Here is a 21,776-nt window from a genome sequence, read left to right on the forward strand (position 1 = left end):
GGATTCGGAGCGAACTGAAGCGTGTGCTCTTCCCTTGTCAGAAATCGTATCCGTGAAGTCTCTGCGTTGATCGGACTGATTAGATAATCGTGTCGGCTCCCGGGCCTCTGAGTAGACTTGGATCGCTCAAGAACCAAGGCTTGGAGAAAGCGAGCCGAGCACATGAAGATTGTAGGTTGTGACTTACACACTCGCTATCGTGTCCCATGTAACACGGGAGTTATATAAGTACCGTGCCCCACCGCAATCCCATCAGGAAGGTTCTTGTCACCACGCCGAAGACGCCTGACCGGTGACACAAACGACCTGACTACCGTCCGCGTCCACATCGAGTTCTTTCCCATTCAACTCTCTGTGTCTCTGCGTCTCGTGGTCATCTTTTCGTTCCATTTCGGCACAACCCGCTCCGGAGTATGTCAAGGGGGTCACCGAGCCCTTTTCCCCGCATCCCGCTGAAAGCACTCGCCAAATAAATTTCAAAACCGTGGCGCGATGCCCCCACCCAAATTGCTATCCTGAAAATATAGGTGGTGAAGACAAATTTTCCGTCTCACCACCTTTCGCTTTTATCCGATAACCGACAACCATTCACAAGGTGAATGGAATCAATATTTTGACTTTTAACCCCTTTGTTTCCCGTGAACTAGCGAAAAATCTACCCGTAAGTTGTTGATTCTGCTGCGCAGGGGTGGGGGAGGGATACTTAATGGGTACAGGCCGGGCGCATGCCCGACAGATTGACCAGGTAGCTAGTGGTCCAGCGGAAGAGATGCAACATGCCGCCACAACCGTCGCATGGTTCTCTAGCGGCTCACTTCTAGCTCGGTCGGCGTCGTGACGTTGACCGGGTGGCCCGCTCCTGGATTCTGGCGGATTACAACCGTCGTCGCTGGAGGCGTGTCCTTTGGCGCAGGCAGTGCACTGACCGGTTGCGCAGTATGGACGCGGTGCACTTTGAATCCAGCGTCTTCGATTTGCGCGACGGCCTCTGCCAGGGAGCGACCGACGAAGTTCGGCATGATATAGGTTTCCGGCACCGGTTCGGCGGATATCAGCACGCTTACCTTGGGCGACTGTACGCCCTGTGCATTCGGCGGTGGACTTTGCGCGACGATTTGCAGTGGCTGGTGGCCCACGTAACAGACCAGTTACACTGCTTCCGTGCCCCATCTTCACGTCCTGTTTTTGGACGTGAAGGTGGGAGACCACCGCACTCCCATCCCGCAGGGTTGTTCGTCACCGACACTGCACGCGCGCGTTCACTATTCTGTTCCCATGACCCGAGGCCTCGTCCGGTTTCACCAGTCCGGACAATCTCATTTTCTGACCTTCAGTTGTTATCGCCGCCAGCCAAACTTCTCCAGCCCGAAACTGTACGAACTGTTCCTGATCACGCTCGAAGCCATGCGTCAGGAGTTCGACCTGCACGTCTTTGGATACGTCGTCATGCCCGAGCACGTGCACCTTTTGCTCAGCGAGCCGAAGCGGCAGACCCTCGCCGACGCAATCCACTGGCTCAAGCAGTTATTTGCCAGGCGAGCACAAAGTCTGCGCCTTGTCGTCGAATCCGGCCACTTCTGGCAACGACGTTATTACGACCGCAACGTGCGCGCCCCCCGGGAGTTCGAGGCGAAGCTGGTTTACATGCACAACAACCCGGTGAAACGAGGACTGGTGAAGCAAGCGCACCAGTGGACGTGGAGCAGTTGCCGCCATTACCTGTTTCGGGAAATCGGGCCGGTCGAGATCGAATCGGAATGGACAGCACGTGAGCGGGAGAGGAAAATCACGGGAGGTCCGGAGCGGGTTTTTCTGAGTCCTACTGATTAACGTGACATGCAGACAATTAAAACCAACCCTCCGGGAGTGAGCTTTCGTGGTCTCCCACCTTCACGTCCAAAAACGGGCTGTGAAGATGGGGCACGAAAACTCTGGAGTTAGATGAAACATGGGCCACCAGTCCAAGATGGGAGCATTCCCGGTTTCTATGCTCTTTGCGTCGTTCTGCCGGAGTCGGAGATAGGTCTCATGGTCTTCGCAAACGAGAACGATCGTTTTACCTCCGGACGGATTTCCCAGATGGTCAACGAGATAACAAGGGGTCTCGACCCGAGAGCTGTTCCTCTACCGTAATCCTTGCGAGGAGGGAGGGAGAGCGCAGAGTGCAGGTCTTGCAAGACCTGCTGAATACGAGGTGCTATGGTCGTTCCAATCTACCAGGTGGATGCTTTCGCCAGTAAGTTGTTCGAAGGTAACCCTGCTGCCGTAGTTTGTCTTAAGGAGTTTCCGAGTGACGCGGTCATGCAGCAAATCGCTGCGGAAAACAATCTAGCCGAAACAGCCTTTCTTGTTTCCTATCACCACGACTACCGACTCCGCTGGTTTACTCCCAAGGTCGAAGTGCCACTTTGCGGACACGCCACATTGGCGAGTGCAGCGGTAGTGATGGAGCGGCTAGAACCCGGACGAAATCATGTCGTTTTCCATACTCGAAGCGGCGAGCTTAAGGTATCCAGAGCTGACAAAGGATATGTGATGGACTTTCCTGCCCGAGAGTCCGAGTCGGTAATTCCTCCGGAAGGCTTGAGTACCGCTCTGGGTACTGTCCCCGTTGAGGTGTACTCGAACGTCTTTAACTACATGGTTGTCGTAGACAGTCCGCGCACGGTTCGTGGGTTGACTCCGGACCCATCCCTAATAGCGCAACTGGATCGACCTGGAGTAATCGTCACATCACCCGGGGATGGAGAGTACGATTTCATCAGCCGATACTTTGCGCCTGCGAAAGGCATTCCTGAAGATCCCGTCACGGGTGCAGCCCACTGCATGCTGGTTCCGTACTGGGCTAAGAGGTTAAAGAAGTCCGAATTCAATGCTTATCAGGTCTCACCGCGAGGAGGAAGGGTTAGGTGCAGAGGGATTGGTGGTCGCGTTGAACTGCAAGGTGAGTGTGCGTTCTATCTCGAAGGATCAATTCACATTCCCAAGCTCTAGCTTAACGGCTCACCTGAGACTTCATGAATGCGGCTGGGACTGTGCACCCGTGTAAATGGATTATCAGATGTCGTACGGCGGTTGTCTAGCCGGCCTACGCGAACAGGAATTCCTTTGTGCGGAGCTCTTTGATCTGGTCGCGTAGCTTTGCTGCCTTTTCGAACTCGAAGCGCTTGGCGCATTCGCGCATCTCGTTTTCAAGTTTCGCAATAAAGATGTCGAGTTCTTCCTGGGACTTGAAGTCGGGGATGCCATCGGCGCCGGTGGCTACGTCCACGTAGTCGGCTTCGACGATGTGGGCGAGCGACATGTCGACCGGCCGGACGATGGACATCGGCGTGATGCCGTGTTCTTCGTTGTACGCGCGCTGGATGGCGCGGCGGCGGTCGGTCTCGTCGAGGGCTTTCTTCATCGAGTCGGTCATCCGGTCGGCGTAGAGAAGTGCGCGACCTTCGAGATGGCGTGCGCAGCGTCCGATGGTTTGGATGAGCGATCCGGCGGAGCGGAGGAAGCCTTCCTTGTCGGCGTCGAGAATGGCGACGAGCGAGACTTCGGGCAGGTCGAGTCCTTCTCGCAAGAGGTTGATGCCGATGAGGACGTCGAATTCGCCACGGCGGAGATCGCGGAGGATCTTTACGCGTTCCAGTGTCTCGATCTCGGAGTGCATGTAGCGGCAGCGCACGCCGACTTCGCTGTAGTACTCGGCAAGGTCTTCGGCCATGCGCTTGGTGAGCGTGGTGACGAGCACGCGCTCGCCCTTGTCGACGCGCGCGCGGATTTCATGCAGAAGATCGTCAATCTGACCTTTGACGGGACGGATTTCCACTTCGGGATCCACGAGGCCGGTGGGTCGGATGATCTGCTCGACGACAACACCGGCGGACCTGGTGAGTTCGTAGGGCCCGGGAGTCGCGGAAACGTACACGACCTGGTTGACGCGGTGCTCGAATTCCTCGAAGGTGAGTGGACGATTGTCGAGGGCCGAGGGGAGACGGAATCCGTATTCGATCAGAGTGCTCTTGCGCGAACGGTCACCGTGCCACATGCCGTGAAGCTGCGGAATCGTCTGGTGCGATTCGTCGATGAAGAGCAGGTAGTCGCGCGGGACGTAATCGAGGAGCGTCGGCGGCGGCTCGCCGGGAAGGCGCCCGGTGAAGTGGCGCGAATAGTTCTCGATACCGTGGCAGTAGCCCATGGACTTGATCATCTCGAGATCGAACCGCGTGCGCTGGTGGACACGCTGGGATTCGACGAGGCGTCCCTGGTTTTGGAGTTCTCCCTCCCACCATTCGAGTTCCTTGAGGATGGAGTCGACGGCGCTGGACTTCGTTTCGGGCTTCATGACGTAGTGCGATTTCGGGTAGACGGGCAGACGCTGGTAGCGCTGCTTCACGGTGCCGAAGAGTGGATCGATCTGCGCGAGCGATTCGATCTGGTCGCCCCAGAGTTCGATGCGGTACGCCATGTCTTCATAGGACGGGAAGACTTCGATGATGTCGCCGCGGACGCGGAACGTCCCGCGACGGAGTTCGGAGTCGCTGCGCTCGTAGAGGATCTCGACCAGCTTGCGCAGGATGTCTTCGCGCTTGATCTTCTGTCCCTTTTCGAGGAAGAGCAACATGCCGTAATAGGCTTCGGGCGAACCGAGGCCGTAGATGCAGGAAACCGAGGCGACGATGATGCAGTCGCGCCGTTCGAACAACGACTTGGTGGCCGAGAGACGGAGCTTGTCGAGCTCGTCGTTGATGGTGGCTTCTTTCTCGATGTAGACGTCGCCGGCCGGAATGTAAGCCTCGGGCTGGTAGTAGTCGTAATAAGAGACGAAGTACTCGACGGCGTTCTGCGGAAAGAAGCTCTTGAACTCGTGATAAAGCTGCGCGGCGAGCGTCTTGTTGTGGGCGAGGATGAGGGCCGGACGGTTCAGGTTCTCGATGATCTTGGCCATCGTGAACGTCTTGCCGGAACCGGTGACGCCGAGCAGCACCTGATGCTTTTCGCCGTCGATGGCACCACGGGTAAGGCTCTCGATGGCGGTGCGCTGGTCGCCGCGCGGGGAGTATTCGGAGTGGAGCTTGAATTCCATAGGTACCGGTTTCTTAGTCGTTTGTCGTTGGCCAGACCCTACCTCCGCGAAATCGTTCCGTGGCCTCACAGGAGCGAATTTCGGCGGGTGGGCAAACCTTAATTATATCGCGGAGTTCTGGTGAGGATTTTCTACTCGAGCGTCTCCCTCGGTTGGTCGACGAAACAGAATAGTAGGGGGCAGCGCGCGGGTGAAAATATGGGATTAGTTACCGATGATCTTCTTCCACTTGGTAACGCGGCCACCGATGAAGGTGATGCGGCATTCACCCCTTGGCTCTTCGAGCGTCCACAGGTCACCAGCAGGATTTAAAGGCGGTTGGAGATCAGAGGATCGCACAGCGAGCTTGGTTTCGTCCTTCGTCATGCCGACTTTCAAGTTGTCGCAAACCGAGGCTCCGAGGAGCGATTTCGGCTGGAGATTCGCGAGGTCATCGGAATTGATCTTCGTGTCTTCAGGAAGTCCGGTGCGCCAGTTTTCCAGGCCTTCGGCGCTCAGGGCGCGGACCACCTGACCCCGTGGACACTCTTCTACACTGAATACATCATTGTCGGAACCCGCGGCGGGTACGGCGGGAATGATCCTCTTGGTTTTACAGCCCGGCAGGTTATCAAGCACCCATTTCTCCGTTCCTTCTGGGAGTTCGTCTCCCTCGATCACTTTCAAATGAGCAGATGCGCTAGCGCCTGGAATATGGGCGGATATCTCGTAATCGCCCGCACGCATATATGTCACCATGACGTCGGCACCGGAGCCTTCCATTTGTTGAAAAGGCGTATCCCAACGGACGGAGTTGTCGGGAACGCCGCGGGCATCAACAGCGCGGAACATCTTGGTTTGGCCTACCACGACAGTTGCACGGCTGGGTGTGATGGCGAGACGCGGAGTTTCCTGCGCGAAGAGTGTGGAGCCCAGGAGAACGAGCAGAGACATTACGAGTAAGTTGCGCTTCATATTCGCTTGCGAGAGAGGATAGGCGGGCACTCGCGCTTGTGTCTGTGACGCGAACCACAATATTAACGGATGAGTGAGTATCGAAGGTGTTAGTGCTTGGTGTATCCGGTGAGTCCGGCGGCGTGGGCGCGTCTATCGAGGCGGGTGAGGCGCTTTTCCTGTAACGGCGTGATCAAGGGCGTGTGCTTTACATGGCACAGGTGTTCGGCGATGAACCAGACGGGCTGGTCGGTGGTCATCCAGTTGAGGCGGTCGAAGCGTGAAAGATCGACCGGGCGTGAGAAGGCGCGCAGTGTGCGTTCGCCGAGGAGGTTGTAGTAGTTGTCGAAATAGCTCATCGCGAGTTCGCGGAGGGATCGGTAGACGGGTTCGCGGAAACGGAGTCCGGCGAAATTGGATTTCGCGATCGAACCCCAGTGGCCGTCGTACTGGTAGATGGCGAGCACGTGGTCGGTGTCGCGGACGGCCTCCAAATCCCAGAGCAGTGGCTTGAATCCGTTGACGCGAAGTGCGGCGGCGGCAAAGACGGCGCCTTCCAGGCAGTGAGCCGTTTCTTCACGAAGCACCCGCCGAGGCGACCATGCGGTGTTCGCGTGATGGTAGGGAAGGTCTTCGAGAAAGCGCTGAACGAGGTGCGGCGATTTGAGTGCGCGCAGACGGCGCAGTTCCGCCGGAGTCAGCCCGAAAGTGTTCATCGTTGTTTGGCCACCAACATATCAAACCACCAGCGCTGGCTGGAACTACTTCAAGTTGACGCGGAAAAACTGGAGCGCCAGGTCGGCTGTCTGCTGGTGGACACTGTCGCGATTGACACCAGGCGGATCGACGCAGAGACCGGGCTCTGCTTTCCTGCCGGAGTCAGTGCAGGTGCCGAGATAGGTGTAGTGCACGGCTTTCGGTATGAGCTTCAGCTTGGCTCCGGGAATTGCTTTGGCGAAAACTTCAGCGTTGCTCGTAACAGGGACGATCGGATCGGCTGCTCCAGAAACAATCTGCACCGGTATGGAGATCTTGTGGAGGCTCTCCGGTTTGAACGCGACTGCCAGCGCAGGGGCGATGGCGAACACCGCGCGAATTCTATGATCGCGGAAAGATGCGCTGCCGCTCTCAAAAGAACGCTTGAAGACGGGATCGGTTTCGAGGAGCTTTTCAGCCTTTGGTTTTAAGTTGGGGAACTCAGGAGGATCAACACACATCGCGTTGTCGTTGGTGGTTTCGCAGAGCTTGAGAAAACGGTCTGGATCCGTAATGCCGCCAGCGATCTCGATCATCGTGTAGCCGCCGAGAGAGAAACCGGCAGCGCCGATCCGGTTCGCGTCGATGCGGGACGCGAACTGCTGGTCCTTCAGCACCAGGTCGAGGACGGAGCTCAAGTCGCGAGCGCGCTCCCACCAGAGAGTGAATCCCTCGACGGTGTACCCGGTGATGCCATTGTTTCCCGGGTGATTCACGCCAACGACGATATAGCCGTGTTTTGCAAGTCGGGCGCCGAGCCAGGCCATCATGCCGGAAGTGCCTCCGGTGCCGTGGGAGACGAGAATCAACGGAAATTTAGACGGCGCGGATGCAAGTGGGGCATCAGGCGCGGCGTTTGGAGCACTCGCCATGGGATTTGAGGGGTCGCCAATCCAGCGGGCGACCTCGTTCGCCGAGGCAGGTGCCGGATACCAGATGGTCGTAAGAATGACCTTGGCTTTCGCGCCGCGCCAGTTGTAGTCGCCAGGCGGGACGAACTGTCGATCGGTTACGCCCACCTTGAATTGTTGCGCGAAAGAAGAACCGACAATGAAGAGAAGACACGCGAGAGCTGCGAAGAATCGTTTGCGCATATGGTTACTCCGTCCAGCGGCGTTCGCCGATTTGTGTGAAGTATTCGCCGAGTTCGTCGGGTCGGTCCATGAGGACGTCGGGTGGGACCTGAGCGAGCGAATCGGGTGAGAGGCCGTAGGTGAGTCCGACGCTGTACATGCCGGAGTTCTGGGCAGTGAGGACGTCGTTGGCGGAGTCGCCGATCATGACGGCCTGCTCGGGCTTGACGCCGGTTTCATCGAGAAGGGCGAGAGCGCCTTGCGGGTCAGGCTTTTTGGTGGGAAAGCTGTTTCCGCCGTAGACCTGGAAAAAGAACTCGCCGAGGCCGAGTTCCTGCACGATCGCCTTGGAAGGAATGACCGGCTTGTTGCTGAGGACCGCCATCTTGATGTCGCCATTGTGAGCGGCGCGGATGTCCTTCAGTGAGTCCAGAATGCCTGCATAGACATAGGTGTTATCGAGCTTATGTTCACGGTAGTAGGCGAGGAAGTAGGCAAGCGCTTCATCGACGAATTTCTGGTCGTCGGGGTCGCCGAGAGAGCGACGGACGAGCATCGGGGCGCCGTCGCCGATGTAGGTAGCGATAAGGTCGCAGGGGAGTTCCGGACGGTGGAATTGGCGCAGCATGGCGTTGACGGAATTGGTGAGGTCCTGACGCGAGTCAACGAGGGTGCCATCCAAATCAAATATAAGGAGCCGTATCTCGTCGGCGGGTATGGGCCGGTTGATCTTTATCATTCGGGACAATTCTAACTGGCAAGGGCGGGTACCGAAATCCGGTGATGCTGGTCACGTTAGGTTGTGCGGAAACGGGGTTAGGGCATTTACAATGTCTTGTTCGCTTTCAAAGAACCCCAGCCGCATCAAAATATATAGAGGAAACGGATGGCACTAACGAAAACTGAGCCAAAGCCTGCGAAGACAGCGCGCCCGGCGAAGACCTACGAAGGACTGACGTCAGAGCAACTGGTCCAGATGTACCGGACCATGTACCTGTCGCGGAAGATCGACGATCGGGAGATCCTGCTCAAAAGGCAGCAGAAGATCTTTTTCCAGATTTCGGGTGCCGGGCACGAGGCGCTGCTGGTGGCCGCCGGCATGGTCCTGAAGCCCCACTACGACTGGTTTTACCCCTACTATCGCGATCGCGCGCTGTGTCTGAAGCTGGGTATGACCCCGCTGGAGATGTTGCTGGAGGCGGTGGGCGCGGCGGACGACCCGAATTCCGGCGGGCGGCAGATGCCGTCACACTGGGGGCACAAGGGGCTCAACATCGTGACGCAGTCGTCGCCGACGGGGACGCAGTTCCTGCAAGCGGTGGGATGCGCAGAAGCTGGAAGGTATTTCAACCGGCATCCTGAAGCGGCCACGAAGGCCGAAGGTGATTACCGCCAGTTCAAGGATGTGCAGTTCCACGGCGACGAGGTCGTTTACGTTTCGACGGGAGATGGCGCGACGAGCGAAGGCGAGTTCTGGGAGGCGATGAATACCGCCTCGAACCGCAAATTGCCATTGTTGTTCCTGTGCGAAGACAACGAGTACGCGATCTCGGTGCCAGTGGAAGTGCAGACGGCGGGCGGAAATATCTCGAAGCTGGTCAGAAATTTCCCGAACTTCTACTTTGACGAAGTGGATGGATGCGATCCGATTGCGAGCTACACGGCGCTGAGGAAAGCCGTGGATTACGTTCGCAGCGGCAAAGGACCGGCGTTTGTTCATGGACACGTAATTCGTCCGTACTCGCATTCGCTGTCGGATGATGAGAAGTTGTACAGGCCTGAAGCGGAACGCAAAAGCGAAGTGCAGAAGGATCCGATCACACGGTTCCAGCTGTTCCTGGTTCGCGAAGGCATTCTCGACGAGGAAGAGATCAGCCGGCTTGAAAAGGAAGTGGATGAAGAAGTGCAGGCGGCGAGCGATGCGGCATTGAAGGCCGCGTTTCCGGCGCTCGATTCCTACAAGGAGTTCGTGTATTCGCCTGACGTAGATCCAACTTCGCCGGCATTCGATACACATCCGAATTTCGATTCGCCTGAACCGGGCAAGACGGCAGGCGAAAAGACGATGGCCGACCTGATCAACGCGTGCCTACGCGACGAGATGAAGCGCGATGAACGCATCGTGATGTTCGGCGAAGACGTGGCGGATTGCTCGCGCGAGGAGTACCTGGCCGCGAAGACCGTGAAAGGCAAGGGCGGCGTTTTCAAACTGACCGGCGGTCTGCAGTGCGACTTCGGAAGCGACCGCGTATTCAACTCGCCGCTGGCGGAAGCGAACATCGTCGGACGCGCGATCGGCATGGGCACGCGTGGTCTGAAGCCGGTGGTGGAGATCCAGTTCTTCGATTACATCTGGCCCGCTATGCACCAGATGCGCAATGAGATGGCGCTCATCCGGTGGCGCTCGAACAATGCGTTCTCCTGTCCGATGGTGATTCGCGTGGCGATCGGCGGATATCTGACCGGCGGCGCGGTGTATCACTCGCAGTGCGGGGAGAGCATCTTCACACATATTCCGGGAATTCGGGTGATGTTCCCATCGAACGCGCTCGACGCGAACGGACTGTTGCGCACCGCGATTCGCTGCGATGACCCGGTGCTCTTCCTCGAGCACAAGCGGTTGTATCGCGAGACGTTCGGGCGTGCGCCGTATCCGGGGTCGGATTACATGATCCCGTTTGGAAAGGCGAAGGTCGTGCAGCACGGCAACGACCTCACTGTCGTGACTTACGGTGCAACGGTTCCGCGTACCCTCCAGGCGGCGCAAAGACTGGAACGCGAACAGGGGATCAAAGTGGAAGTGATCGATCTTCGGTCACTGAATCCATTTGACTGGGACACGGTTGCGGCGTCGGTATCGAAGACGAACCGCGTGCTCGTGGCGCACGAGGACATGCTGAGTTGGGGATATGGCGCGGAGATCGCCGCGCGCATCGCCGACCAGTTGTTCGACGAGCTGGATGCTCCGGTGAAGCGGGTCGCGGCGAAGGACACGTTTGTGGCGTATCAGCCGGTGCTGGAGGATGTGATCCTGCCGCAACCAGACGACCTGTACAAGGGCATGCTGGAGTTGGCTCGCTACTAACCTCATCCGCCGCAGGCAGGGAATACCTGTCTGCGGCATTCTTCTTTTATGACGGCTGACGAGATCCTCGCAGTGCGATCTCACCGGACATACCCGTTGCCGCAAAAGCCTTGGGTGATGCGGCAAGAGTGGCACGACTTGCTGTTCGCGCATTGGGAAGTGCCCATCGAAACCATTCGTGCGCTGGTTCCACCGCAGCTTGAGCTGGATCTTTGGGACGGCCGGGCCTACCTCGCGGTGGTTCCCTTTGTGGTGCGCAACCTGCGGCCTCGGGGCGTTCCGAGCCTGCCGGTCATCTCGCATTTCGCGGAGAACAACGTTCGGACCTATGTGACTTGTCGCGGCATCCCCGGCGTATGGTTCTTCAGCCTCGATGCGGCGAATCTGTCGGCGGTGCTGGGGGCACGATTCGCATATACGCTCCCATACTTCCGTGCGCGCTTTGCCTTCGCGACGGCCGGCAACACGGTCCGGTACAGTTCGCGCCGGTTGCAGCGTCCGAAGCCGGCGGAGTTCCGGGGAGAGTATCGACCGGTTTCCGAGGTGTTGGAATGGCGGCCACCCGACCAGGCGCTCGAGCGGTTTCTTACGGAACGCTACTGTCTGTATGCAATCGCGGCAGGGCACGTGTACCGTACTCAGATCCATCATGTGCCCTGGCCGCTGCAGAATGCCGAAGCACGGATCGAGCTGAACACGATGACGGCACCGCTGGGGGTTCGACTCGAAAATCAGCCGCTGTTGCACTTTTCCAAGTTCCAGGATGTGCTGGTCTGGCTACCGGAGAGAGTAAGTTGATGTTACGGAATGTCCTTTAGTACTAGACATCCGTGTTACTTGCGGAACCCGGGTTGCCTCCAGGGTAAGAAAAAATCCTGTAAAAATGCGGCTTCGGCGCATTGACACGCCGTGGTTCCTGGTCTACTCTCCATCACCAACTACATGCCTTTCTCGCCGTGGGGTGGCGAGAGTAGTAGATCCATTGGAGGGTTCCACAAGTGAAAAGCATCTGGAGGGCAGCACTCCTCTGTGCTGTCGTGTCTGTTTCCTCGGCTTCGATGTTTGGCCAAGTAGTTCGCCAAGACAATAACAACGACGACCTGGTTCCTACGGGTAAAGGATGGGGTGAACGCCAAGCGCATTCGCAAGCGAATGCGAAGCAGCGGCCGCGCGCAACCAACGGCATCTCGTATCACGGTGGTCCGGTGATGCTGGGAACCGTAAACGTTTATTACATCTGGTACGGGAACTGGTCCGGCAATTCGGCGACGTCGATCCTGACGGATTTCATCCAAAACATCGGCGGATCTCCGTACTACAACATCAACACCACATATAACAATGGAGCGGGAACGAACCTTTCCAACTCGATCGCGTACCAGCGGAGCACGAACGATAGCTACTCGCAAGGCACTTCGCTGACGGATTCGCAGATCAAGACGGTAGTTTCGAACGCGATCACGAGCAATCAGCTCCCCGCCGATCCGAATGGCGTTTACTTCGTGCTTACGTCGAAGGACGTTACTGCGAGCAGCGGTTTCTGCACGCAATATTGCGGATGGCACACACACGGGTCCATTGCCGGACTGGACATTAAGTATTCCTTCGTCGGCAACCCGGAACGGTGTCCGTCGGCTTGTGCGGCGCAGACCACCAGTCCGAACGACAACACGGGCGCGGACGGGATGGCGAGCATCATCGCGCATGAACTCGAAGAAGCGCACACGGACCCGGACTTGAATGCCTGGTACGACAACCGCGGCTACGAAAATGCGGACAAATGCGCCTGGACGTTCGGCACGACTTCGACGGCCTCCAACGGATCGAAGTACAACGTGACGCTCGGCAGCCGGCAGTATCTCATCCAGCAGAACTGGGTGAACGCATCCGGTGGCTACTGCGCCATGAGCTACTGACGACGGCAGAAACCAGAACGCCGGAGGTAAGCCCTCTGGCGTTTTTATTGGAAGTCGTCGGTTACGGCTGGAGGATGACCTTGCCGGTTGTCTTTCGCCCTTCGAGATCGCGATGCGCCTGAGGTGCGTCGGAGAGTTTGTAGCGCTGTCCGACATGGACCTTCAAGTCGCCTGCGATCATCATGTTGAAGACTTCGGTCATGCGCCACTGGAGTTCTTCGCGCGTTGCGATGTAGTTCACAAGGTTCGGACGGGTCAAGAAAAGGGAGCCCATCTGGGACAGGCGGATCGGGTCGAATGGCGGAACGGCGCCGCTCGATGCTCCGAACAAGACCATGTAGCCGCGTGGTTTCAGGACGCTTAGGCTGCCTTCAAAAGTGGTTTTACCCACACCGTCATAAACGACGTCTACGCCCTTGCCGCCGGTTAGGCGCTTCGTCTCGGCGACGAAATCCTGTTGCGTGTAAAGAATGATGTCGTCCACTCCGGCCTCGCGGGCAAGCTTCGCCTTCTCCTCGGTGGAGACGGTTCCGACGACGCGTGCGCCGATTCGCTTGGCGAACTGGGCTAGCAGAAGTCCTACCCCACCTGCCGCCGCATGCAGCAAGAGGGTATCTTCGGATTTGAGCGGATAGGTGCTACGTACCAGGTAGTGGACGGTAGCTCCCTGGAGCATGACCGCGGCAGCCTGTTCCGAGGTGATCTGGTCGGGCACCTTCACCAACTGCGCTTCAGGGACACACTGGTATTCGGCGTAGCTTCCCATGACGCTGGTCTGGGCGACTCGGTCGCCGGGCTGCAGATCGCGGACCTCAGACCCAACCTCAGTGACCGTTCCGGCCATTTCGCGTCCGACGATGAAAGGAGTCTGGGCGGGATAGCGTCCTTCACGGAAGTAGACGTCGATGAAATTGACCCCAATCGATTCGATCTTCACGAGGGCTTCGTTCGGTTTTGGTTTGGGGACGGGCAGGTCGACATACTGAAGGGCTTCAGGACCACCGGTCTTGGAGACTTGAATCGCTTTCATGTCTTCACTGATTACACGGACTGCTTCGAGGTCGCAAGAGGTGAAAAAAGGGAAATTTGTGACAAATCTCACTTTGAAGGGTGACAAATCGGCCGTTTCGGTCGAGTTCCGAATGTGAACAGGGGTTCTGTGCAGCGAATGGCGACATTCCGCACCGAGTGGTTTTTGGGGTTCAGAGACTGCGCTGATTAAATAACTTGGAATCAATACGTCATTCGTCCAAGTCACGATTAGGAGCATCAGTGAGCACGCAAACGTTCGCGCCACAACCGGTGTTTACGCCCAATAGCGAGAAGCGTCTCGACACCGCAGCGGGTCTTCGCCCCGACTTCAAGATCATCCAGCCGACTACCACGTACACCGGAGCTCCGATTGAGCCCATTCAGAAGGGCCTGCCCAAAATAACGGAATCGCTCTGCCCAGAATGCGGGAAGACTATCCGCGCCGACATCTTTGCCGACCAGGGCAAAGTTGTGATGGAGAAGAACTGCGAAGAGCACGGGACATTCAGAGACATCGTTTTCTCCGACGTGAAGCTTTATCTGAAGATGGAGAACTGGGTGTTTGGCGACAACCGCGGACTAAAGAATCCGGCGGTGATGGATGCCAAGAGCTGTCCTGATGACTGCGGTATGTGCGGCATGCACACCTCGCACACGGGGCTGGCGAACGTTGACCTGACCAATCGCTGCAACCTTACCTGCCCGGTCTGCTTTGCGAATGCAAACGTTCAGGGCTACGTGTATGAGCCGTCAATCGATCTGGTTCGCAAGCAACTTGCGGCGTTGCGCGAGCAGCAGCCGGTTGCAGGACGCGTGGTGCAGTTCTCCGGCGGCGAGCCGACGATCCACCCGCAGTGGTTCGAGATTCTGAGCATGGCGCGCGAGATGGGCTTCTCGCATATCCAGGCGGCGACCAATGGCATTGAGTTCGCGAAGCCGGGGTTCGCGGAAGCATCCAAGGCGGCCGGCCTCCAGACGCTTTATCTCCAATTCGACGGCGTCTGCGATGACGTCTACAAGCGCACTCGCGGCATGTCGCTGATGGAATACAAGCTGAAGGCGATTGAGAACGTCCGGAAGGCCGGACTGAAGATCGTTTTCGTGCCGACGATTGTGAAGGGGATCAATGATCACCAGATCGGCGACATCGTTCGAATGGCGATCGAGAACATTGATTGCGTCAGCGGTATCAGCTTCCAGCCGGTGGCGTTCACGGGACGCATCAACCGCCGCGAACTCGAGCAAAAAAGATTTACGCTTGCCGACCTTGCCCACTCGGTAGCAGATCAGACCGGCATCACCGATAAATATTACGACTGGTTCCCACTCTCATCGGTGGTGCCGTTCTCCAAATTGATCTCGGCCATGAAGGGTGACGAGACGGTCACACTGACCTGCCATCCGCACTGCTCCATCGGCACGTACCTTTTCGTCGACGAGCAGACGAAGACCGCAGTTCCGGCGACGCGCTTCCTTGATCTGCCCGGGCTACTTCAAGACATGGACGAAATCGCGCGCAAGACCGGCAAGTCGATCTTCAAGGTGTTTAGCGGCGTGAAAGCGTGGAGTTCGCTGCGGAAGCACTTCAAGAAGGAGTTTGCACCTCCGGGGCTGGACTTCGATCGCTTCCTGCAGACTGTGCAAGGCTGCGTGGACAAGAAGTACGGACGCGACGGCATGGACGGCAAGTTCACCTATCGCACGCTGATGGTGGCTGGCATGCACTTCATGGATTCGTACAACTACGACATCGCGCGCGTAAAGCGCTGCCTGATTCACTATGCCGCGCCGAACGGCAAGCTGTATCCGTTCTGCACCTACAACTCGGGACCGGTCTTCCGCGACAAGATTGAGCGCGAGTTCTCGGTTCCGATCGCCGAATACCAGGGTGAGGTTCGTCCGAAGCCAAAGGGTTGCGGAAGTTCCTGCGGCGGCTGCTAAGAAACCCAAACGAAAACCATGGAGGACGCTCGAGGTGAGTGTCCTCCAATTGTTTGGGGGCGATTGATACAATCCTCCGCATGCTCAAGCGCCTATCCGCCGCAGTTGTTCTGATGGCTGTGCTGTCGTCGTGCACGATGTGGAAGAATCCCCCGAAGGGGTGGGCGGGAGCGACAGGTGGCGAGCAACTGGAGCGACTCCTCTGGGAGGAGATTCGTACGAAGAACTGGGCGGAACTCGGCAAGCATCTTGAACCCAACTTCGTTTATACAAGCGCGAACGAGCGTCGTGACAAGACCGCGAGCATCGAACGCTGGAAGCAGTTCGAACTGCAATCGGTGAACCTGGCCGAGGTGCAGGTGCAGACGGCGGGCGCGGATTTCATCGTAACGGCGACGCTGACGGTGACGGGGACCGTCGACGGTAAGCCAATCTCGCCGGAACCAGTGCGATCAATGACGGTCTGGCAGCAGGTCGGGGCGAACTGGGTTGCGGTGGCACACGCGGATTTCCTGCCTTGATGGATGCCTTTTCAGTGCTTTACCCTGAAGGTCCATGACCTTCGTTATCTCCCACGCTCACAATGGGTTGGTGCATAAAAGGATCAGCCCGAGAGGGTCTCGGGTGGAGTATGTTCGTCCCCCGGCTCAATGTGAAAGTCTCAGGGCCCCAGGTCCCGGGAGATGGAGTCCACGATGAAGTTGGGTAAGCGATCCCGCCAAGGCGGCTTTTCGATGGTCGAGCTGACGATCGTCACTGCCATCATCCTTACGGTTTCAGCAACGGCGCTACCGTCGATAGTGCAATCGATGTACAACGTGAAACTGCGTTCATCCGCCAGTTCGCTGGCTGGGCTGATGCAGTCGGCGCGTATGCAGGCGATCCGCGATAACAGGTACTACTTTGTCTGCTACGCTGCCGTGAACGGCACGATGCGGGCATGGGTCTCCAGAGATAATGCCTGTACCGCCAGCACAGAACTGGCCAGCGGCAAGACCCCGCAGCAGATCCAGTTGGGCGGAAACGTACAGATTGTGACTTCTGGAATGCCGGGCGGATTGAATACAGGTTTCCCATTACCAAGCGGAACACTCGCGACCGCTAAGCCGGCGTTCAACGCGCGCGGATTACCCTGCTATCGGGGAACGACCGGACGTTGCGACACGATTGGTTCTTCATCGAGCGGCATAGGATTTGGTGTCGGCCAGGTTGTGTCCTACACCGTCTATATGACTGATACGCGCCCCATGGGCCAGAACGGTTGGGCAGCGGTTTCGGTGTCGCCGGCCGGCAGGACGCAGGTTTGGGTATACGGCGGCGGTACGAGCTGGGGACGGTAAGACCCGGCGCTCCGCAGAGCAAGAATTTGCGGCAACAGCGATTTAGCAACGCCCTTTGGCCACGCGGCTTAGGGGCGTTTTCCTTTCTACTGCGCGCAAGCGGTGGTGCTCCGAATGGAACCGGTGGTAACATCCGGCCACATCAGGTCCACTTCTGTGAAGGGGAGAGGTCGCCATGGCACGTAGATCGGGTGGTCGTGAACGAGGTGTTTCGCTGATCGAGTTGATGATCGTGGTGGCGGTGACGCTGGTGGTGGCGGCGATGGCCTTCCCGAGCCTTATCAACGCGACGTACAACATGCGGCTTCGTTCGTCGGCGTACGAACTATCCGGCATGGCGCAGGCGACGCGTATGCAGGCGATCCGCGCGAACAAACCATATTCTTTGTGCTACGGCACGGTGGACGGGGCGACCATGGCGTGGGCTTCGGAAACCTGCGGAACGCGGCCTGCAGCGAATGAGCAAACCGTGCAACTGGGTTCTAACGTCAGTGTCGTAACCACGACTGGTGGAACGCCGACAGGCGTCGGCGCAGCCACTCTCGGCTTCATGCCTCCGCCCGCCGGGTCAACTCTCGCGACGACTAACCCAATGTTCAGCCCCCGTGGACTCCCCTGTTATCGAAGCTCTGTGACAGCGCTGTGCAACACAATCCTGTCTACTGGATTGGGGGACCCTGCTGTGAAGTATCTGCTGTACGTAACCGATCGCAGGCCGATCGGAGCGAATGGATGGGCCGCCATCGGCATTTCGCCGGCTGGAAAAGTGCAGGTTTACGTCTACGGCGGGACAACCTGGAACAAAGGCTAGCCGGGCGCGCACCCCAGCGGGGCGGATCGATAAATCACGAAAACGGCAGGCAATTAGGTCGCCTTTCGTATCTTATTTGCCGCACCTGATTACCCTCGGACGAAACACTTAAGTCATTGGTAACAATTGTTCTAACCGCCTTCCGTTATTGGTTTCCCTCTCAATCCAGTGGTAGCATTCGCACGTAAGTTCCTGAAGAACTCCTTTTCGGACGGCTTTCCCAGCGTGGGTGCTCCTGGAAGTGAGGAGAAGTATGTTGCGTAGGCGGAAAAGATCGAGCCGCAGCGAAAGCGGCATGACAATGATCGAGCTGATGATCGCAATGACCGTCCTGGCCATAGGTTTGGGCGGCGTGATGATCCTGATCAGCGGCGCGATCGCCAGCAATAACCGAAACAAGATGGATACCACCGCCACGACTTTGGCGGAGATGGTAATGGAACGAATCGCCGCGGCCGGTCCAGATGCCAACACTACCTTTACGATCACCGATTGCACAGCACCTACACCGGTGGCACTAACTGTAGATCCGAGAGGCAGCACGACGGGGTTGGGGGCAGCGGTCGACAGTCAGGGGAACATCGATTTCAGCGGCACCGCTCCGGCGGGATACAGCATTAACTACATGAGCTGTGGCGCCGGTGGCACGCAGTCGCGTTACAACATCCGGTGGAGAGTGCAAACGATCTCCGGCAGTGGAAACGTGGTTTATTCCAAGCTGGTGACGGTTTCTGCGCGACAGGTTGGGGCCGCCAGCACCGCACGCGAACGGCTGAAGTTTTTCGCCATTCCCGCGACACTTCGTACCGTGGTGACCAAGTAGGGAGATGTACATGCGAACGAGCCTGAAGTCACAACGCGGTTTTTCATTGATCGAAATCATGGTGGTGATGCTGATTCTCACCATCGTGATGGGCGTTCTTTTCGCCGCTATCAACCAGGTGCAGAAGCGGTATCGCACGGAAGAGCAGCGCGTGGATGTGATGCAGAACGCACGTGAATTCGTGGACCAGATCGGGCGCGACCTGCATAACTCGGGGTATCCCAACAACCGAATGTACGCGGTGGACAAGATCACCAGCACGAGCAACAGCTACTGGTACGCCGCCAAAGGCCTGGTGGCCGCGTCGAGCACGGAAATCATCCTGGACGGCGACATGGAAGGGCTGGGTACGAGTGCCCCGGGCGGAACCCCGGTCTCGGTGATTCGATACAAGCTCGAGCCCAACGCCAGCGGGTCCTGTCCGTGTACGCTTCGTCGAAGTGCGGTAGGGAAACCACTCGGTGGAACGACGAACGTCGAGGCCATGCCGTACGCATTTAACGCGGAAGTGGAGAATGTGGTCAATAGCACCGGGGGCGGGGCTTCGGCGTGGACAATTGCCGGCAACGCACCGGGTGGTGCTTCGAACGACACCGTGTACGGGAACTACAAAATCAATCCTGTGTTCCAGTTCCTGGATAAGAACGGCGGTCTGGTTTCCGGTGTCCCGGCGACGCTCGCCGCTGGAAATATGGCGGCGGGCAAAACCGCAGCAGATAGCACGGCAATGATCGTGGTTACCCTGAGCGTGATGGGCCCCACACCAGACATGGATACCAAGCGCCGCCCGGTCGCAACCATGCGCACTACTTTGAACCTGCCAAACCGGTAGTAAAGGAGAGTCCAATGAAACGTGCGACATATAGACGAGACGAACGAGGAGTGGCGCTGTTCATGTCGCTGTTCGCGTTGCTGCTCCTTACTTCTATTGCTTTGGGATTGATGTTCATCGCCAATACCGAGACTTCGGTGAACTACAACTACCGCGGCTCGTTGCAGGCTTTCTACGCGGCCAAAGCGGGTACGCAGGACGCTGTCGAACGGTTGCGCCCGGAGGCACCTATCCCGGCGGTGCGGCCAACTACGATGCCGACAACCTCCGCCGGCACAGGCGTGGTTTATCTCATCAACAAGACCTCCAGCAGTGAAGAAGTAACGCCGTGGAGCCTGACACTTTCCGACGGTACAATCAACCCGGTTTATGACAACGAACTCTGCAACGAGCGATTTGTGGACAGTAGCGGGGTTACGCCTCTGCTGGGTGCAACTTTCGTTCCATCAGGAGCTGGTATTCCGTGCGGTAATGTTCCAACGGGTACCTACTACACCAGCATTGCAAGCGCGCTAACCGGAACAGGAACGAGCGCAGCGATACCGTACAAGTGGGCGCGCATAACGCAAAAACAGAACGGCACCTTTAGTCCGTACTGTCCAAATGGAGATTGCACCAGTCCGGACGCGCCGGTGTGTTGGACGGGGGATCATCAGATTCCCAAGCCCTCTACCTACTCGGCCTGCGATGCCCCGCCGGTAGGGGCGCCAAAGTATGCGCCTGTGTATGTGATTACGGCGTTGGCGAGTACAGTTCCAGTGAAGTTGGGCACGAACAAGCCAAACGGTTCGCGGCGTTATTACCAGGCGGAATATGCGCCGATGCCGCCGATCGCGGTGAGTTCCGCCGTTACTTCCAAAGACTCGGTGAATCTGACAGGCAATCTGCAAGTTAACGGCTACGATCAGTGCTCCTGCCAATGCGCGACCACCGGCAGCGGAGCGGCTACCAAGGACGCGGCTCCCTGCGTCGCGCGAGCCCCGTATGCGACTTGCGACAATACCAAGTCCGCCATCTACTCGGCTGGTGACGTCGACAACCCCAACAGTTCTCAAAACATTCTCGCGGGCACTGGCCCAATCATCCAGGACGTTCCCAGTTGGCCGTCGAATCTGGAGGTCGGGCCGCTCATCGACACGCTAAAACCGGGATCAACAAACGTTGCGACTTGTACCAGCGGGATTTGCACGCTGAATAGTGGAACAGATGTGTTGGGCACCTTGCCCACTCCCTTTCCACCCACAGACCCGGCCAGTGTTACAACTGCAGGGCAAGTCAGTTATGTTGACGGAAACATCACGCTGAATGGTGGTGGCGGCTCCGGTATTCTGATCGTGAACGGCGACCTTACCATTCACGGCGGAGGCTTTCAATGGTACGGTCTGATCCTTGTGCGAGGCGTTGTTACCTTCCAAGGCGGTGGCTCGGCGGATACTAACATCTACGGCGCCGTGATTGCCGGCGAGAATACGAACGCAAATGCTGACACCACCCTGGGCGGCAGCGTGAACATCAAGCTGGACACCTGTGCGCTCGCGAATAGTTTCAAGAACCGCCCGCTTACGTACATCAGCTCTAGAGAATTGTTGTACTAGGAGTAGACATGCCCGTTAGGACCATATCCATCATCGTCCTGGTGATTTGCGGATTAGGCTCTTGGACCTTATCCGCTCAGTCAATCGCGGAAGCGGCGAAAAAGAAACCCGCGAAAAAGGCCTCGCGCGTAATCACGAATGACGAGATTCCGCCCGTGCCGGCAGAGCAGCTCTCGGCGCCGTCATCCGCCGCATCCGGCACCTCAGTGGACAGCAAGGCGGAGCAGTCGGAAGCGTCAACAGAAGAAAAGAAGGCTCCCGCAGCTTCTGAATCGGCTGACGTGAAGGAATTGAACGGCAAACTGGAAACTCTGAAGAAGAACATGTCGGAGCGCCAGGCACGGAGTGTTGAGTACCGTGAGAAAGCTAACCAGGAAACGAACGAATTTCGGCGCAACAACATGATGCAGATGCTCGCTGCGATGGAGTTCGATCTGAAGAACATGGACAAACAGCGGGAACAACTCGAGAAGGAAATTGCCGACAAGCAGAAGAACGAAAAGCCGAAAGAGGAACCGAAAGACGGCCAGTAGTTCCTGCTATGAATTGAAAGCCCGGCTCT

At 57.6% G+C, this 21,776-nt stretch carries 20 protein-coding genes; 13 read left to right on the top strand and 7 right to left on the bottom strand.

The features are described from left to right. Positions 1-803 precede the first annotated feature (803 nt). The gene (locus VN577_00245; protein HWR13226.1) at positions 804-1,136 is read right to left on the bottom strand and encodes a PASTA domain-containing protein; all 333 of its coding nucleotides are present in this window, start codon (positions 1,134-1,136) and stop codon (positions 804-806) included. A 139-nt stretch (positions 1,137-1,275) separates the two neighbouring features. On the opposite strand from VN577_00245, the gene VN577_00250 reads away from it, so the two are divergent. Together VN577_00250 and VN577_00255 are read left to right on the top strand one after the other, a co-directional pair. Then, on the top strand, positions 1,276-1,830 hold the full coding sequence (locus VN577_00250) for a transposase (protein ID HWR13227.1): 555 nt from the start codon (positions 1,276-1,278) through the stop codon (positions 1,828-1,830). Between the two features lie 369 nt (positions 1,831-2,199). Further along, a complete protein-coding gene (locus VN577_00255; GenBank protein ID HWR13228.1) occupies positions 2,200-2,994 on the top strand; it encodes a PhzF family phenazine biosynthesis protein in 795 nt (264 codons plus the stop codon). A 94-nt stretch (positions 2,995-3,088) separates the two neighbouring features. Here the strand turns inward: VN577_00255 and uvrB are convergent, their stop codons facing one another. The 5 genes from uvrB to VN577_00280 form a co-directional block, all read right to left on the bottom strand. Next, complete coding sequence (gene uvrB / locus VN577_00260; protein HWR13229.1) at positions 3,089-5,077, bottom strand: excinuclease ABC subunit UvrB; 1,989 nt, start codon at positions 5,075-5,077, stop codon at positions 3,089-3,091. A 204-nt stretch (positions 5,078-5,281) separates the two neighbouring features. Then, positions 5,282-6,031, bottom strand: coding sequence for a hypothetical protein (locus tag VN577_00265; protein ID HWR13230.1), 750 nt, complete (start codon positions 6,029-6,031; stop codon positions 5,282-5,284). Between the two features lie 89 nt (positions 6,032-6,120). Further along, positions 6,121-6,726 carry a hypothetical protein gene (locus VN577_00270; GenBank protein ID HWR13231.1) on the bottom strand — a complete coding sequence of 202 codons (606 nt, stop codon included), beginning with the start codon at positions 6,724-6,726 and terminating at the stop codon, positions 6,121-6,123. Between the two features lie 45 nt (positions 6,727-6,771). Then, positions 6,772-7,860: a hypothetical protein gene (locus VN577_00275; protein HWR13232.1), complete on the bottom strand. Its 1,089-nt coding sequence runs from the start codon at positions 7,858-7,860 to the stop codon at positions 6,772-6,774. 4 nt (positions 7,861-7,864) lie between these two features. Next, positions 7,865-8,578, bottom strand: a complete 714-nt coding sequence (locus tag VN577_00280; GenBank protein ID HWR13233.1) for an HAD-IA family hydrolase — start codon at positions 8,576-8,578, stop codon at positions 7,865-7,867. Between the two features lie 147 nt (positions 8,579-8,725). Between VN577_00280 and VN577_00285 the strand changes: the two genes are divergently transcribed. The 3 genes from VN577_00285 (at position 8,726) to VN577_00295 (ending at position 12,840) form a co-directional block, all read left to right on the top strand. Next, entirely contained in the window at positions 8,726-10,924 is a 2,199-nt protein-coding gene (locus VN577_00285) for a dehydrogenase E1 component subunit alpha/beta (protein ID HWR13234.1), read from the top strand. Positions 10,925-10,972: 48 nt separating this feature from the next. Beyond that, the gene (locus VN577_00290) at positions 10,973-11,722 is read left to right on the top strand and encodes a DUF2071 domain-containing protein (GenBank protein HWR13235.1); all 750 of its coding nucleotides are present in this window, start codon (positions 10,973-10,975) and stop codon (positions 11,720-11,722) included. Positions 11,723-11,922: 200 nt separating this feature from the next. After that, entirely contained in the window at positions 11,923-12,840 is a 918-nt protein-coding gene (locus tag VN577_00295; GenBank protein ID HWR13236.1) for a hypothetical protein, read from the top strand. 61 nt (positions 12,841-12,901) lie between these two features. Here the strand turns inward: VN577_00295 and VN577_00300 are convergent, their stop codons facing one another. After that, the gene (locus VN577_00300; GenBank protein ID HWR13237.1) at positions 12,902-13,870 is read right to left on the bottom strand and encodes a quinone oxidoreductase; all 969 of its coding nucleotides are present in this window, start codon (positions 13,868-13,870) and stop codon (positions 12,902-12,904) included. A 242-nt stretch (positions 13,871-14,112) separates the two neighbouring features. On the opposite strand from VN577_00300, the gene VN577_00305 reads away from it, so the two are divergent. From VN577_00305 to VN577_00340, 8 genes are all read left to right on the top strand, one after another. Beyond that, the gene (locus VN577_00305) at positions 14,113-15,813 is read left to right on the top strand and encodes a radical SAM protein (protein ID HWR13238.1); all 1,701 of its coding nucleotides are present in this window, start codon (positions 14,113-14,115) and stop codon (positions 15,811-15,813) included. An 80-nt stretch (positions 15,814-15,893) separates the two neighbouring features. Then, positions 15,894-16,334 carry a nuclear transport factor 2 family protein gene (locus VN577_00310; GenBank protein ID HWR13239.1) on the top strand — a complete coding sequence of 147 codons (441 nt, stop codon included), beginning with the start codon at positions 15,894-15,896 and terminating at the stop codon, positions 16,332-16,334. Positions 16,335-16,508: 174 nt separating this feature from the next. Continuing rightward, positions 16,509-17,153, top strand: a complete 645-nt coding sequence (locus VN577_00315; protein HWR13240.1) for a hypothetical protein — start codon at positions 16,509-16,511, stop codon at positions 17,151-17,153. 175 nt (positions 17,154-17,328) lie between these two features. Continuing rightward, entirely contained in the window at positions 17,329-17,964 is a 636-nt protein-coding gene (locus VN577_00320) for a prepilin-type N-terminal cleavage/methylation domain-containing protein (protein HWR13241.1), read from the top strand. Positions 17,965-18,217: 253 nt separating this feature from the next. Then, entirely contained in the window at positions 18,218-18,787 is a 570-nt protein-coding gene (locus tag VN577_00325) for a prepilin-type N-terminal cleavage/methylation domain-containing protein (GenBank protein ID HWR13242.1), read from the top strand. A gap of 10 nt (positions 18,788-18,797) precedes the next feature. Then, a complete protein-coding gene (locus VN577_00330; protein HWR13243.1) occupies positions 18,798-19,619 on the top strand; it encodes a type II secretion system protein in 822 nt (273 codons plus the stop codon). A 14-nt stretch (positions 19,620-19,633) separates the two neighbouring features. Continuing rightward, positions 19,634-21,214: a hypothetical protein gene (locus VN577_00335; protein ID HWR13244.1), complete on the top strand. Its 1,581-nt coding sequence runs from the start codon at positions 19,634-19,636 to the stop codon at positions 21,212-21,214. Between the two features lie 8 nt (positions 21,215-21,222). Next, positions 21,223-21,747 carry a hypothetical protein gene (locus VN577_00340; GenBank protein HWR13245.1) on the top strand — a complete coding sequence of 175 codons (525 nt, stop codon included), beginning with the start codon at positions 21,223-21,225 and terminating at the stop codon, positions 21,745-21,747. Positions 21,748-21,776 lie beyond the last annotated feature (29 nt).

This window comes from Terriglobales bacterium (assembly GCA_035561515.1).
In the GTDB taxonomy this organism is placed as follows: domain Bacteria; phylum Acidobacteriota; class Terriglobia; order Terriglobales; family Acidobacteriaceae; genus DATMXP01.

Excerpts from the sequence above, each read along its gene's own strand:
- VN577_00250 (HWR13227.1), top strand. The coding sequence starts at position 1,276 with ATGACCCGAGGCCTCGTCCGGTTTCACCAGTCCGGACAATCTCATTTT.
- VN577_00255 (HWR13228.1), top strand. The coding sequence starts at position 2,200 with ATGGTCGTTCCAATCTACCAGGTGGATGCTTTCGCCAGTAAGTTGTTC.
- uvrB (HWR13229.1), bottom strand. The coding sequence starts at position 5,077 with ATGGAATTCAAGCTCCACTCCGAATACTCCCCGCGCGGCGACCAGCGC.
- VN577_00265 (HWR13230.1), bottom strand. The coding sequence starts at position 6,031 with ATGAAGCGCAACTTACTCGTAATGTCTCTGCTCGTTCTCCTGGGCTCC.
- VN577_00270 (HWR13231.1), bottom strand. The coding sequence starts at position 6,726 with ATGAACACTTTCGGGCTGACTCCGGCGGAACTGCGCCGTCTGCGCGCA.
- VN577_00275 (HWR13232.1), bottom strand. The coding sequence starts at position 7,860 with ATGCGCAAACGATTCTTCGCAGCTCTCGCGTGTCTTCTCTTCATTGTC.
- VN577_00280 (HWR13233.1), bottom strand. The coding sequence starts at position 8,578 with ATGATAAAGATCAACCGGCCCATACCCGCCGACGAGATACGGCTCCTT.
- VN577_00285 (HWR13234.1), top strand. The coding sequence starts at position 8,726 with ATGGCACTAACGAAAACTGAGCCAAAGCCTGCGAAGACAGCGCGCCCG.
- VN577_00290 (HWR13235.1), top strand. The coding sequence starts at position 10,973 with ATGACGGCTGACGAGATCCTCGCAGTGCGATCTCACCGGACATACCCG.
- VN577_00300 (HWR13237.1), bottom strand. The coding sequence starts at position 13,870 with ATGAAAGCGATTCAAGTCTCCAAGACCGGTGGTCCTGAAGCCCTTCAG.
- VN577_00310 (HWR13239.1), top strand. The coding sequence starts at position 15,894 with ATGCTCAAGCGCCTATCCGCCGCAGTTGTTCTGATGGCTGTGCTGTCG.
- VN577_00315 (HWR13240.1), top strand. The coding sequence starts at position 16,509 with ATGAAGTTGGGTAAGCGATCCCGCCAAGGCGGCTTTTCGATGGTCGAG.
- VN577_00320 (HWR13241.1), top strand. The coding sequence starts at position 17,329 with ATGGCACGTAGATCGGGTGGTCGTGAACGAGGTGTTTCGCTGATCGAG.
- VN577_00325 (HWR13242.1), top strand. The coding sequence starts at position 18,218 with ATGTTGCGTAGGCGGAAAAGATCGAGCCGCAGCGAAAGCGGCATGACA.
- VN577_00330 (HWR13243.1), top strand. The coding sequence starts at position 18,798 with ATGCGAACGAGCCTGAAGTCACAACGCGGTTTTTCATTGATCGAAATC.
- VN577_00335 (HWR13244.1), top strand. The coding sequence starts at position 19,634 with ATGAAACGTGCGACATATAGACGAGACGAACGAGGAGTGGCGCTGTTC.
- VN577_00340 (HWR13245.1), top strand. The coding sequence starts at position 21,223 with ATGCCCGTTAGGACCATATCCATCATCGTCCTGGTGATTTGCGGATTA.